Consider the following 12,761-nt stretch of genomic DNA (forward strand, 5'->3'; position numbering starts at 1 on the left):
AATCAGGCAGTGGTGGCAGCCGGGTCTCGCGCCCGGCCGCGCCGCCACTGCGCGAAGGCGCCGAGTGCGACAAGCAGCGCGGCACCGAAGGCGACCCAGAGGCGGAGCACCACGGTCTCGGCCTTCGGTGGCGGTGCCTCGTCGGGCGTGGGATCGAGCTTGAGGCCGGTCACGGGCTGAGCGCTGTCGTCGCTCACGGATGTGGGCTTATCGGGTGCTGCCGGTGCCGGCGAAGGCGTGGGGGCCGGCGCCGCTGCAGGCGCCTTCTGCACTTCCACCGGCGCTGCAACCCGCGGCGCCAGTTCCGCCTGCACGAAGCGCTGCACCCCCGTATTGCGCTCGCGCAGGCCCGTAGCGCGCACGGCCTCGGCGTAAGCCTTCGCCAGCTCGCGCCGAGTCGCGTCATCGGGCTTCCAGTAGTTCAAGCGCACCGCATCGAGCATGCGCTCCAGCGTCTGCGCGAAGGCGGCGCGGTTGTCGCCTTCCAGCCATTCGCGCGTGCCCAGCTTGTACCGGTCGCGCACATACACGTCGTGCAGCGACTGCCACTGGTCCTGCCGCACGGTGCCGGGCGCGGTGACCTGCCAGCCCCAGAGGAACTGCGCGGTCTTGAGCACCTGCAGCGTGCCGCTGTAGCCCTCGGCCTTCTGCGCGGCGATCCATTGCGGGTGCAGATAGCGCGTCTGCATTTCGCGGGCGATGGCGCCGGCGGCCGTGTCGGTGCGCACCGTGCCGGCGTCGCGCAGGTTCTGCACGTACAGCGCGGGGTCCTTGCCGGTGAGTTGCCGCACGGCCTGCGCAATGCCGCCCAGGTACTGGAACGGGTCGTCGTTGGTGAGCACGCCGTAGAGATTCGACGTGCGCGCCATCAGCGCCGCATCGACCTGCGCGAGATTGCCCGCGTAGGCACCGGGTCGCCGGGCGCCGTCAAGCCCCTGACCATAGGCGTGGCCCATGCGGTCCATGTAGAGCTGCGCCATCTGCGCATCGCCGCCGCCGCGCCGCTGCGAAGTCCACACGTCGCTGGCGAGCGCAGCTTCTTCGAGCCCGGCGCCGTAGCTGCCCTGCTCGTTCGAGAACACGCGCGCGGTCGACCAGCGCTTCGCCTCGGCCGGCGTCGCGCCTTCCGCGCGCAGCTTGCGGGCCAGCGCCTCGCTGTGCTGCGCGACCGCATTGCCAGGCTCGTTCAGGGCAGCCACCTGCTGCACCGCCTCGTCGAGCCAACGCATCACGTTCGGGAACTGGTCGCGGTACGAACCGGTAACGCTGATCAGCACGTCCATGCGCGGCCGTCTCAGCACCGACGCGGGCAGCACCTCGATGCCCGCGATGCGCCTTGCCTCGTCCCAGCGCGGCTTCACGCCCATCGCGTAGAAAGCCTGGCTCTCCAACACACCTTGATGGCGCGAGGCTTCGCCGGCCCAGAGCGTGAAAGCAATCTTCTCGGGCGGCTTCCCGGCGTGGGCCTTGGCGTGCTCGGCGATCCACGCATCCATCGCGGCGACGCCGACGTCCCACGCGGTGCGCGTCGGCACGCGGCTCGGGTCGAAGCCGTAGAGGTTGCGGCCGGTCGGCAGGCTGTCGGGGTTGCGCACCGGGTCGCCGCCGTAGCTGGCCTTGAGGTAGCGGCCATCGAGGGCAGTGAGCAGGCCTTCGATTTCTTCGTTGTGGGCGAGTGCGGCGTCGATCTTTTGAGCGCGCTCGGCCATGGTTCGCAGTGCTTCGGCCTTCGCGGCATCCGCGCCCATCGCGCTCGCGGCTTCGGCATCCTCGAGCGCCACTTCGATCCATCGCGCCGGACGCGACGCCGCGATGTTCTTCGCGTCGATGAGGAAGGCTTCATGGACGTCTTCGCCCAGCGCCTCGGCCAAGGGCTTGCCGAGGATCTGCAGGATCGTCATGCGGCGCCGCTCCGCATCCGGCGCCTGCCCGAAGGTCGCCAAGCCCAGCGGCTGCGCGGTCAGCGCTAGTTCGTCGAGGTACGGATGCAGCACGGCGATGAAGCCCGTGAAGTCGGCGCGAATGCGCGCGGGCGTCCATTTCAGGTCGCGGTCGTAGTGCTGCTCTACGAACTCCGCGGTGAGCTGCTTTTCCATCGCGGCCTTCACCGGCCCGAGCGACAGCGTCTCCCAATCGTGCATGCGATCGTGCATCGCCTGCACGCCGGGGCGAAAGCCCGCGGGCGCGAACATCGGCGTCGAATGGCTCACCATCGTCGCGCGGCCGCGGCGCTTGGCGGTGGTGGCTTCGCCGAGGTTGTCCATGATGTACGGGTAGACATTCGGCAGGTCGCCGAGCGCGAGCAGCGGATCGTCCTGCACCGAGAGCCCGCGCTCCTTGCCCGCCGACCATTCGACCGTGCCGTGCGTGCCGACATGCACGACCGCGCTGGCGCCGAACTGCGTGCGAAGCCAGAGGTAGGTCGCCAGATAGCTGTGGCCGAGCGGAATCGCCGAGCGGTGATAGACCTGCTCGGCCTTGCCCGCCACCTGCGTGCCGGGCTCGAAGCGCGGCGGCTGGCGCAGCACGACGACGTTGCCGAACTGCACGCGCGGGATGACGAAGGCCGGCTCGCCCGCGACCGGCCGCAGCATGGTCGATTTCTCGGGCGGTCCCCAGTAGGTCTCGATGCGGCGCTGCGTCTCCGCAGGCAGCGCTCGAAACCATGCGACATAGCGCGCCAGTGGCAGCGAATCGGCCAGCCCCTTGCCGAGCAGCGGCTGCAACGCATCGACGCCATCGACCGGGTAGTACGCCTTCATCGTCGCCTGCACCTGCGCGATGAGCGCGTCCGCACCGGGTATCTCGGTGCGGTAACCCGCCGACTGCATCGCCGCCAGCATGTTGTTCACGCTGCGCGGCACGTTGAGAAACGACGCGCCGAAGTTCGCCTCGCCCGGCGGGTAGTTGTAGACCAGCATCGCGACGCGCCGGTCCGCGGTCGGCGTGCGCTGCAGGCGCAGCAGTGCGGCTGCCTTGCCAGCCACGGCGTCGATCTGCGCGGGCAGCGGCTGCAGCGTGCCGGTGGCGGCATCGCGTGCGCTCACGAGCATCGGGTCGGTCATGCCGGCCAGCTCGCTCGGGCTGTAGTAGGCGGCAATGTCGGTCTGCGCGAGGCCGTCCTTGCTCTCGGCCCACTGCCTGGCGTCCATGGCGAGCGACGGCAGCGTCTGCAGCACCGGCACGCCGATGCGTTCGAGATCGGCCTTGCGCTCGTTCGGCGTGAAGACCAGCGAGGCGTTGACGATCAGGTCGGCCACGCGTCGCCCTTCTCCACCGGCCGCATGCGTCATGCGAAAGAACAGGTCCTTCTGCTGGCGCGGGCCGTAGAAAGCGTAGGCGCGCAGGCCGCGTTGTTCGAGCGCGCCGATCAATTGGTCCAGCCAGCCGGTGTCGTCGCCCGTGACGGTGGCGCTGTTGACGGCAATGGCGACGGTTCCTGCGGTGCCAGCCAGTCGGTCCGCCGCCGCGATGTCGGTCTCGATGCGCGTCCAACGTGGGTGATAGAAGCCCGAGAGCGGCGTCGGCACGGGCGGCGGCAGGCCATTCACATCGTCGATCTGGGCCAGCGCCTTCATCGCCGACTTGAGGTTGACCGTGCCCGCGAACCGCCAGTACTCGCGCAGCCGCTGTGCCCAAACCGCATCGACGCCGCGCTCGGCAGCGAGCGGCGCTGCGTTGGAGGCTTGCCCCTTGGCGACGAGCGCGAACTCGCCGATCAACACATACGGCACGGCACTGCGAGAAACAACATCGCCGAATCGCGCCGCCGCGGCCTGCGCCACGCTGATGTGCGGCGCGTCGATCACCAGCAGCCGCGCACCGCTGAGTGCCGCAGCCAGCGCCTCAGGCGAATCCTTCGCAGCCGACACCACTTGGAGCGGCAAGCCCACCTCATGCGCCGCTTCTTGCAGCCGCACCACGCGCGCCGGTGACACCAGCGACGTGCTCAGCACCACGATGCGCGAAGGCTCGTCCGGCTCGGCGTGCGCACAGAACGCCAGCACCATCCACAGGAGTGCTACAAGAAACCGCGTCACTTCCCGCCCTGCGCCGCAGGCACCGCATCGGCCGGCACATAGACCATCGTGCCGTCCTTCAGCCGCCAGGCCGTGCCGGCCTTCTCGCCATCGCCCTGCCCCGTCGCACCGCTGGCCTTGAAGCGCGTGAGCTTCTGCCCCTCGCGCGTGATGATCTCCATGTCCGGCTTGCCCTCGTTGCGGATGACCGTGACCTTGTCCTGCGCGAACGGGTTCATCGGGTTGTTGATGACCGCGATCATCAGCATGCCGATGACCACCATGAACACGTCGATCAGGTTGATGGTGGAGAGCACCGGGTCGTCGTCATCGCTGTCCAGGCTGCTCAGGATCGAGAACTGCCTGCGAGTCATAAAAGCCGATCCCGCGCATCGAGCACCGTCACCAGCTCGCGCATCAGCCAGCGCCGGCGCACCGTGTAGACCACGAAGGTGATCGAGGCCGAAGCCAGCGCGACGATCACCGCCGCGAACGCGGGCGCAAGGCTCTGCGCCACGCCCTGCGATTCGCCCGAGGCCACGGCAACGAGTGCCGGCCCCATCGGGATCATCGTGGCGATCAGCCCGAGCATCGGCGCCACGCGGCTGCACAGGCGCACGCCTTCGAGTTGCTTCAGAACCACCAGCTCCATCTGCTCCTGGCTCGCATCGGCGTGGCGCTGCAGCGCCAGCACCCGCGACGGGTCGCGGCGGCGCTGCAGGTATTCGATGCCGAAGGCGCCGAGGCAATACACCGCATAGACAAAAGACAGCAGCACGCCGAGCGTCACGGGCCAGAGGAACAGGCGCGCGAGTTCGAAGAGAACGGTATCGAAGGCCAGCATCAGGCAGGTTCCACGGAAGACGGAATGGGAAAAAACAGGTTCGACGGCTGGCCCCAGCATTCATCGAACACCAGCGCCGAAAGCGGCTCGCGCTTGGCCCAGCGTTCGCGCTGCAGCATCGGCTCTTCGTAGAAATCATGGACCGGGCCGAGGCACAGCAAGGCGATGGGCTCGGCGCCTTCGGGCAGGCCGAGCAAGGTGCTCAGTTCGACCGGATCGAACAGCGACACCCATCCCATGCCCAAACCTTCGGCGCGTGCAGCGAGCCAGAGGTTCTGGATGGCACAGGAGGCCGAAGCGAGGTCCATCTGCGGCAGGGTGCGGCGGCCGAACACATGCTTGTCGCGGTCGTCGGCGAGCGACACGGCCAGCAGCTCGGCCGCATCGAGCAGGCCCTGCACCTTGAGGCGCATGAACTCGTCTTCACGCTCGCCGAGGGCACACGCCGTGAGCACGCGTTCGCGCTCGACCGCGTCGTGCAGGCGCCGGCGCAACGCAGCATCGCGGATGCGGATGAATCGCCATGGCTGCATGAACCCGACGCTGGGCGCGTGGTGCGCCGCTTCGAGCAGCCTCTGCAGCACCTCGGGCGCAACCTCTCCACCCGCGAAGTGCCGCATGTCGCGACGCTCGCGGATGGCGCGATAGACCGCCCTCACCTCATCGGCAGCGAATGCGTGCTGCTCCTGCGCCATCGCGCTCAATCCTCGATGCCGCGCTGCGCCGGGATGCCGGCCTTGAACGCGTGCTTGACCATCGTCATCTCGGTCACGGTGTCGGCCAACTCGATGATCTCGGGCGGGCAGCGGCGACCCGTGAGCGCCACATGCACATGCTTGGGCCGCGCGCGCAACGTCTCCAGCACGCCTTCGAGCGGCAGCCAGCCGTAGATCAGCGGATAGGTGATCTCGTCGAGCACCACGAGGAAAAATTCGCCCGACAGGATCGCCGCCTTCGCCTTCTCCCACCCGTCGCGCGCAAGCTGCCCCGAGCGTTCGAGGTCCTGGCTCTTCCAGCTGAACCCGTCGCCGAGCCCTTCGATCGGGATGCCGATCTGCTCGAACATGCGGTGTTCGCCGAAGCGCGCCGAGGGCACCTTCATGAACTGGTAGATCTTCACGGCCTTGCCGCGGCCATGGGCGCGCAGCGCGAGGCCGAAGGCGGCCGTGCTCTTGCCCTTGCCGTCGCCGGTGTTGACGATGACGATGCCGCGGCGTTCGCCCTCGGGCTTCTCGTAGGGCTTTTCGCTGGGGGGAGTTTCGATCTGCATAGGTGTGTGTTCCTTATTTCGGCAGTGCGATCCACTGGTCCGCCACGCGGTGCACGCGGATGCGGTGGTCGAACACCTGTTCGAGCGCGGTGTGGGTGGCCGGGTCGTCGCAGCCGCCGTGATGCACCACGCGGCCCTTGTCCATCACGACCATTTCGTCGGCGGCCAGTGCCATCGGCAATTCGTGCAGCACGCTGACCACGGTGCGGCCTTGGGCCACGAGCGTGCGGGCGGTCTGCATCCAGTCGGCCTGGTGCGGCGGGTCGAGGTTGGCCAGCGGCTCGTCCATCAGCAGCACCTGGGCCTCGACCGCAAGCGCGCGGGCGAGCAGCACGCGCTGGCGTTCACCGCCCGAGAGCTGGCCGAGCGGGCGGTCGCGCCAATCCCAGGCCTGCGTGCTGCGCAGGGCCCGCTCCACGGCTTCGCGGTCGGCCGCGCTCGGGGCAGCGAGCCAGCGCTGGTGCGGCAGGCGGCCAAGCATGGCGACGTCGTAGACCATGAGGTCGTCGGCGCTCGCCTCGCCCGTGCCGCTCTGGCCGAGCCACGAGAGCCGCTGCGCGCGGATGCGGGCCGGGATCTTTCCCTGCGCCTCGCCGAACAACCGCACTTCGCCCCGATGCGCGAGAAGGCCCGCAAGCGCCTTCAGCAATGTCGACTTGCCCGCACCGTTCGGGCCGACGATGCTGGTCCAGCGGGCGGACGAGAGCGCGAGGTCGATGCCGTGCAGCACCTCGGTCGTGCCGAGCGTGGCGCTGACGCGGCGCGCTTCGATGGCCGGTGTGCCGCTCATGACAAACCTCCACGCACGCTGCGTCGGTGCATGAGCCACAGCAGGTAACTGCCGCCGAGCACCGCGGTGAGCACGCCCACCGGCAGTTCCTGCGGCGCGATGAGCCACCGCGCCAGCAGGTCGGCCGCCATCAACAGCAGGCCGCCCATCAGCGCGGCAAGCACGATCAGCCGCGCATGCGTGGTCTTGACGACCGAGCGCACGAGGTGCGGCGCCGCGAGACCGACGAAGGCGATCAGGCCAGTCTGCGCGACCGCCGCGCCAGTCGCCAGGGCAAGCACCACGACCAGCGCCGCGCGCATGGCGCCGAGCGGCAGGCCGAGGCTGCGGGCAGTCGCCTCGCCGAGCGCCAACCCGTCGAGCACCGGCGCGAGCGCCCATGCCGCCAGCAGGCACACCGCGCACACCGCGCCCATCACGGCACAGGCGCTCCAGCCGACCAGGCCGGTGCTGCCGAGGATGAAGCCCTGGATGGCCTGCAGGATGTCCGCCGAGGCGATGGTGATCAGGTCTTTCGCGGCACCGAGCACCACGCCGACGATCACGCCCGCGAGCAAGAGCCGCAGCGTCTGCTGCACACCGCGTGCCAGCGTCAGCGTGAGCAGCACCGCGAGCACGGCGCCGATGAAGGCCGCGCCCGTGAGCCCAAGGCGCATCACCCATTGCGTGCTCGCGGCCGAGCCGCCGAAAAGCATCAGCGCCACCGCCACGCCCAGCGATGCGCCCGAGGCGCTGCCGAGCAGATAAGGATCGGCCAGCGGATTGCGGAACAGCCCCTGCGCCACCGCGCCGGCAAGCCCGAGCAGCGCGCCTGCAAGCCACGCGCCGAGCGTGCGCGGCAGGCGGATGTCCCAGACGATCTGCAACGCGACCGGGTCGTGCCGCGCGGCCAGCAGGCTCTCGAAGCCGGTGCTGCCGATGCCGAGGCCAAACAGCAGCAGCGCGACGCCCAGCACCAGCAAGGCCGCGCCGAGCAGCACGACGCGGCGCAGGTGTGCGGTATGCATGCGCGCGGCGTTCACTTGCCTTTGTCCACCAGGCATTGCGCCATCAAGCGTGCCGCTTCGTCCATGCGCGGGCCGGGGCGCACGAGCACGTCGGACTGCAGCGCGTCGAAGCGACAGATGCGCCCTTCGCGCACCGCGCGAATGCCGCCCCAACCGGGACGCTGTTCCAGCCCCTGCGCGCTGCGCACGCTGACCATGATGAGGTCGGGATTCGCGCGCACCACGTACTCGGGGTTGAGCTTCGGAAAGGGCCCGAGCTTCGCCGGCACGATGTTCTTCATGCCCAGCCGTGTGAGCGTTTCGCCGATGAACGACGACTCGCCCGCCGCATAAGGCGTGCTGTTGACCTCGAAGTACACGCGCTTGCCCCGCGCGCTCGCGGGCACCGACTGCGCCGCAGCCGACACGCTCGCATCGATCAGGCGCCACACGCGCGGCGCCTCGTGCGTGCCGAGCACCTGGTCGAGCTTGCCGAGCACGCGCTGCACGTCGGCATGGCTCTTGGGTTCGAGCACCAGCACCTTGAGGCCGAGCGCCTCGAGCCGCTGCGTGACGCGCGACGACTTGGCCAGCAGCACCACGTCGGGCCTGAGCGCGACGATGGCCTCCACGTTGGGGTCGATGCCGCCGCCCATCTGCGGCAAGGCGCGCACCGCGGCCGGCGAGTTGGAATAGTTGTCCACGCCCACGAGCCGCTCGCAGGCGCCGAGCGCGCAAACGGATTCGGTGAGCGACGGCAAGAGCGAGACGATGCGCTGCGGCGGCTGCGACAGACTCACGGTGGTGCCGCGTTCGTCGACCACGTCGAAGGCGTGCGCGGCAAGCGCGCACAGCGACAGGCCGATGGCGGCAAACATCGATGAAATTCGGAGCAGTTTCATCAGGCGGGTGCCTTCAGGCTCAACGGCAGGCCGGCGGCCATCAGCGTCACGCGGCTGCATGCGGCGGCCACGTCCTGGTTCAGGCGACCCAGGGCATCGACGAAGGCGCGCGTTTCTCGGCCGAGTGGAATGACGCCAAGGCCGATCTCGTTGCCGACCAGCACCACCGGTCCGCGCGCCTCGCGCAGCGCGATCTGCAGCATGGCGATGTGCGCCGAAGGCGTGCGCGTCGTCGGCCGTGCGGCTTCGGCGCGCAGCGGCATCAACAGGTTGGTGAGCCAGAGCGTGAGGCAATCGATCACCACCAGCGTCTCGGGCGCGCTCTGCGTGACGATGGCGCGCGCGAGTTCGACCGGCTCCTCGATGGTCCGCATGCCGGGCACGCGCTCTGCGCGGTCGGCCTGGTGGCGCACGATGCGCTCCTGCATCTCGTCGTCATGGGCCTGGGCGGTGGCGATCAGCACGGCGCGGTGCGTGCCGGGCACGGCGGCGAGCCACTCGATGGCGCGCTGCTCGGCGCGGCGCGACTTGCCGCTCTTCTGGCCGCCGAGGATGAATTCGTGCTCAACAACGGTCATCGATTGCTCCGTTTGCGGCATCGTTGCCCAGCTCGATCGGCACGGCCCCGAAGAGCCGCGCCGTCGCTTCCGGGCTGGAGGCGAACCATGCGTGGAAATAGCTGGCCCGCACCGGGCCATGCACATAGAAGGCTTCGCCGCCGCGCGCGCCCACGGGCTGCGTGGCGCCGGGCCGCGCGGTGTGGGCGAACGGCGCGAGCGGCGTTTCGCAGCGCGAATAGTGAAAGGTGTGACCGCGCAGGGTTTGGCTTCCCAACTGGAGTTGCTGGGGGCCAAGGCCGGCAAGGCGCTTCTGCATGGTCACGCGGCCGGGGAGCAGGCCCCAGAGGCGGTGGACCTGCGACTGTTCTTCATCGGTGTGGGTGGCCAGCTCGTCGAACAGCGCCATCATTCCGCCGCACTCGGCCCACACGGGCTTGCCTGCGGCGACGTGCGCAGCCAGGGAGGCGTGCATCGATTCGTTCGCCGACAGGGCTTCGGCATGCAGTTCGGGATAGCCGCCCGGGAGCCAGACGGCATCGCTGGCCGGCAACGCATCGCCCGCCAGCGGCGAGAAGAACGAAAGCCGCGCACCGAGTGCCGAGAGCACATCGAGGTTGGCGGGGTAGATGAAGGAGAACGCCGCGTCGCGCGCGATGGCGATGGTGCGGCCCGCCAGCAATTGCGGCGTGCCTTCGTCATCTGTTGTGACCGGATCGAAACGCACCTGCGGCAACTGCGAGACCGGCAACTGGCCCAGCGGCGTGTCGGCCAGCACATCGGCGGCCGCATCGAGCCGCGCCATCGCGTCGTCGAGTTCATTCGCGCCGACGAGGCCCAGGTGCCGTTCGGGCAAGGTGAACCTTGCATCGCGCGGCAAGGCGCCCATCCATTGCGAAGGTTCGCGCAACGCGTCCTTCAGCATGCCCGCGTGCCGCTCGCTCGCCACGCGATTGGCCAGCACGCCGGCCCACGGCAGGCCGGGCTTGAAGTTCTGTAATCCGTAGGCCAGCGCCCCGAAGGTGCCGGCCATGGCGTGCGCATCGATCACGGCCAGCACCGGCAGGCCGAGGCGCTCCGCGAGGTCGGCCGCGCTCGGCGTGCCGTCGAACAAACCCATCACGCCTTCGACGATCACGAGATCGGCCTCGTCCGCTGCGGCGTGCAGGCGCGCCCGGCAGTCGGCCTCGCCCGTCATCCACAGGTCCAGCGAATGCACCGGCGCGCCGGTGGCGAGCGCGAGCCAGTGCGGATCGAGAAAGTCCGGCCCGCACTTGAAGGCCCGCACCCGCCGGCCTTGCCGCGCATGCAGCCGCGCGAGCGCAGCGGCCACCGTGGTCTTGCCCTGCCCCGAGGCGGGCGCGGCGATCAGCACCGCGGCACAGGTGGCTGCGATGCCGTCGCGTCGTCGCGAAAGGTCGTTTACTGCGGTGTCCACTTGAGGCCGAGGTAGGCGGTGCGGCCCCCGTTGGCGTAGAGGCGTGCGTACTGGTAGTCCTTGTCGCCGACATTGTCGATGCGGGCGATGAGGTTCAGGTCCCGTGCGATCTGCGTGCTGGCCGACAGGTTCAGCAGCGTATAGCCGCCGAGCTTGATCTTGTTGGCCGCGTCGTCGTAGCGCTGGCTCGAGGCCTGCACTTCGGCGCCCAGCGTCCAGCCGGCCACGCGCCAGTCAGCGCCCAGCGTGCCGTGGCGCTTGGCGCGGCGTGCGAGCAGGTTGCCGGTCTCGGTGTCCTTGGGGTCCTGCACGTCGAACGAGGCACGCAGCGTGACGTCGCCGATGCGCTGGCTGGCCGAGAGCGTCGCGCCCTGCAGGGTGGCGCGGGCCACGTTGGTGTAGCAGCCGAAGGTCGAGGCGCAGCCCGTGGCGGTGCCCACGAAGTTGATCAGGTTGCGCACGCGGTTGCGGTACACCACGATGCCGGCGGTGGTGCCGTCCTTGGCGTAGTTCAGGCCCAGCTCGAGGTTGCGGCTGTCTTCGGGCTGCAGCGTGGCCACGCCGTATTCGCTGAAGCGCTGGTAGAGCGTGGGCACGCGGAAGGCGGTGCCGGCCGAGGCGGTGAAGCGCAGCGACGGCAGGATGGCGAAGCCGTAGGCGGCGCTGCCGGTGGTCTTGCCGCCGAACTCGCTGTCCTTGTCGCGGCGCACATGCAGCTGCAGCGAATGCGGGCCCTGCACGAAGCCGTAGCCGAGCGCGAGCGCGTTCTGCGAGCGGTCTTGCGAGAACAGCTTGGCCGAGGTGGTGGGTGCGTTTTCGAGCGCGTCTTCGCGGCGCTCCAGCGTGGCGGTCACCAGGTGCGGGCCGAAGCGGAATTCGTTCTGGAACAGGTAGCCGCGCAGGTTGGTTTCGGTGCGGTAGAACGAAGGCTGCGTCTTGTAGACCGATTGCGAGTCGGTCACCTGCACGCGGGTGCTGTAGATGTCGTTCCACTTGGCCGACCAGGTGAGGCCGGCGGTGCGCAGCGTGTTGTCCGAGACGTCGTTCCTGAATCGGATCGGCGGCCGGGTCCTGAAGCTGACCGAGGCGTCGTAGCCGGCTTCGACGCTGCTCTGGAGCAAGGTGGCGTCGATGCGCTGGTCGGGCGTGATCTGCAAGCCCAGCTTCAGGTTGCCCGAGGTGCTGCGGTAGCCGTCGCGGTCGGGGCTGGTGAAGCCGTCCTTCGAGGGCGTGCGCTTGTCGGCGGGCTGCACGTTGAAACCCTTGCTCTCTTCGTGCGCGACGCCGAACGAATAGTCGAGCAGGCCCGACTTGCCGCTCACGCCGCCTTCGATCTTGCGCAGGCCGTGGCTGCCGAAACCGACGCCCGCGTAGGGCGACACGCCCTCTTCGCCGCGCTTGGTGAAGAGCTGGATCACGCCACCGATGGCGTCGGAGCCATAAACCGCGGCGGCCGGGCCGCGCAGCACTTCGATGCGGTCGATCTGAGCGAGCGGAATGCCTTCCCAGCCAGCGCCGCCGGTCGATTGCGAGTCGATGCGCACACCGTCCAGGTAGACAGCCGTGAAGCGCGTCTCGGCCCCGCGGATGTAGAGGCTGGTGTTGTTGCCCACGCCGCCGTTGCGCGTGATCTCGATGCCGGGCTGGCGGGCCAGCACGTCGGCCACGCCGGTCGCGCCGCTGCGCTCGATGGCCTGGCGATCGATGATGGACACGTCGCCCACCAGGTCCGACAGCGGCTGCGGCGTGCGGTTGGCCGTGACCACCGTTTCGCCCAGCGTGGCTGCTGCTGCCTTTTCCTGCGCGTGCGCAAGCGTGGGCAACTGGATCAGTGCGAGGCCGCCGAAGGCCGAGGCCAGCGCAAGCGGCAGGCAGGCGAGGCCGCGATGGCGAATGGGCGCAGGCGCGCGACCGCGAGAGGCGCGGGAATTGAAAACACAGGAAATCATGAGTGA

11 protein-coding genes are annotated in these 12,761 nt (G+C 69.3%); all 11 read right to left on the minus strand.

The window, feature by feature from the left end; translation table 11 throughout:
* Positions 1 to 2 precede the first annotated feature (2 nt).
* The 11 genes from cobN to VARPA_RS16870 are packed head-to-tail and all read right to left on the minus strand — an operon-like array spanning position 3 to position 12,755.
* Positions 3 to 4,040, minus strand: a complete 4,038-nt coding sequence (cobN, locus tag VARPA_RS16820; RefSeq protein WP_013541781.1) for a cobaltochelatase subunit CobN — start codon at positions 4,038 to 4,040, stop codon at positions 3 to 5.
* Positions 4,037 to 4,393, minus strand: a complete 357-nt coding sequence (locus VARPA_RS16825; RefSeq protein ID WP_013541782.1) for a DUF2149 domain-containing protein — start codon at positions 4,391 to 4,393, stop codon at positions 4,037 to 4,039. The genes cobN and VARPA_RS16825 overlap by 4 nt, the downstream gene beginning before the upstream one ends.
* Complete coding sequence (locus VARPA_RS16830; RefSeq protein WP_013541783.1) at positions 4,390 to 4,863, minus strand: MotA/TolQ/ExbB proton channel family protein; 474 nt, start codon at positions 4,861 to 4,863, stop codon at positions 4,390 to 4,392. Before VARPA_RS16830 ends, VARPA_RS16825 begins: the two co-directional genes overlap by 4 nt.
* Complete coding sequence (bluB, locus tag VARPA_RS16835; protein ID WP_013541784.1) at positions 4,863 to 5,558, minus strand: 5,6-dimethylbenzimidazole synthase; 696 nt, start codon at positions 5,556 to 5,558, stop codon at positions 4,863 to 4,865. The genes VARPA_RS16830 and bluB overlap by 1 nt, the downstream gene beginning before the upstream one ends.
* 5 nt (positions 5,559 to 5,563) lie before the next feature.
* Positions 5,564 to 6,133: a cob(I)yrinic acid a,c-diamide adenosyltransferase gene (gene cobO, locus VARPA_RS16840; protein WP_013541785.1), complete on the minus strand. Its 570-nt coding sequence runs from the start codon at positions 6,131 to 6,133 to the stop codon at positions 5,564 to 5,566.
* A 13-nt stretch (positions 6,134 to 6,146) separates the two neighbouring features.
* Positions 6,147 to 6,923, minus strand: coding sequence for an ABC transporter ATP-binding protein (locus tag VARPA_RS16845; protein ID WP_013541786.1), 777 nt, complete (start codon positions 6,921 to 6,923; stop codon positions 6,147 to 6,149).
* Positions 6,920 to 7,930, minus strand: a complete 1,011-nt coding sequence (locus tag VARPA_RS16850; RefSeq protein ID WP_013541787.1) for a FecCD family ABC transporter permease — start codon at positions 7,928 to 7,930, stop codon at positions 6,920 to 6,922. The genes VARPA_RS16845 and VARPA_RS16850 overlap by 4 nt, the downstream gene beginning before the upstream one ends.
* A gap of 11 nt (positions 7,931 to 7,941) precedes the next feature.
* A complete protein-coding gene (locus tag VARPA_RS16855; RefSeq protein ID WP_013541788.1) occupies positions 7,942 to 8,811 on the minus strand; it encodes an ABC transporter substrate-binding protein in 870 nt (289 codons plus the stop codon).
* Complete coding sequence (locus tag VARPA_RS16860; protein WP_013541789.1) at positions 8,811 to 9,389, minus strand: bifunctional adenosylcobinamide kinase/adenosylcobinamide-phosphate guanylyltransferase; 579 nt, start codon at positions 9,387 to 9,389, stop codon at positions 8,811 to 8,813. The genes VARPA_RS16855 and VARPA_RS16860 overlap by 1 nt, the downstream gene beginning before the upstream one ends.
* Positions 9,376 to 10,806 carry a cobyrinate a,c-diamide synthase gene (locus tag VARPA_RS16865; protein WP_013541790.1) on the minus strand — a complete coding sequence of 477 codons (1,431 nt, stop codon included), beginning with the start codon at positions 10,804 to 10,806 and terminating at the stop codon, positions 9,376 to 9,378. Before VARPA_RS16865 ends, VARPA_RS16860 begins: the two co-directional genes overlap by 14 nt.
* Complete coding sequence (locus VARPA_RS16870) at positions 10,791 to 12,755, minus strand: TonB-dependent receptor domain-containing protein (RefSeq protein ID WP_013541791.1); 1,965 nt, start codon at positions 12,753 to 12,755, stop codon at positions 10,791 to 10,793. Before VARPA_RS16870 ends, VARPA_RS16865 begins: the two co-directional genes overlap by 16 nt.
* Between the last annotated feature and the right edge of the window lie 6 nt (positions 12,756 to 12,761).

It is taken from the genome of Variovorax paradoxus EPS, assembly GCF_000184745.1.
Taxonomy (GTDB): domain Bacteria; phylum Pseudomonadota; class Gammaproteobacteria; order Burkholderiales; family Burkholderiaceae_C; genus Variovorax; species Variovorax paradoxus_C.

Bases quoted from the DNA above. Each gene is read 5' to 3' on its own strand.
- VARPA_RS16825 (WP_013541782.1), bottom strand. From the start codon at position 4,393: ATGACTCGCAGGCAGTTCTCGATCCTGAGCAGCCTGGACAGCGATGAC.
- VARPA_RS16830 (WP_013541783.1), bottom strand. From the start codon at position 4,863: ATGCTGGCCTTCGATACCGTTCTCTTCGAACTCGCGCGCCTGTTCCTC.
- bluB (WP_013541784.1), bottom strand. From the start codon at position 5,558: ATGGCGCAGGAGCAGCACGCATTCGCTGCCGATGAGGTGAGGGCGGTC.
- cobO (WP_013541785.1), bottom strand. From the start codon at position 6,133: ATGCAGATCGAAACTCCCCCCAGCGAAAAGCCCTACGAGAAGCCCGAG.
- VARPA_RS16845 (WP_013541786.1), bottom strand. From the start codon at position 6,923: ATGAGCGGCACACCGGCCATCGAAGCGCGCCGCGTCAGCGCCACGCTC.
- VARPA_RS16850 (WP_013541787.1), bottom strand. From the start codon at position 7,930: ATGCATACCGCACACCTGCGCCGCGTCGTGCTGCTCGGCGCGGCCTTG.
- VARPA_RS16855 (WP_013541788.1), bottom strand. From the start codon at position 8,811: ATGAAACTGCTCCGAATTTCATCGATGTTTGCCGCCATCGGCCTGTCG.
- VARPA_RS16860 (WP_013541789.1), bottom strand. From the start codon at position 9,389: ATGACCGTTGTTGAGCACGAATTCATCCTCGGCGGCCAGAAGAGCGGC.
- VARPA_RS16870 (WP_013541791.1), bottom strand. From the start codon at position 12,755: ATGATTTCCTGTGTTTTCAATTCCCGCGCCTCTCGCGGTCGCGCGCCT.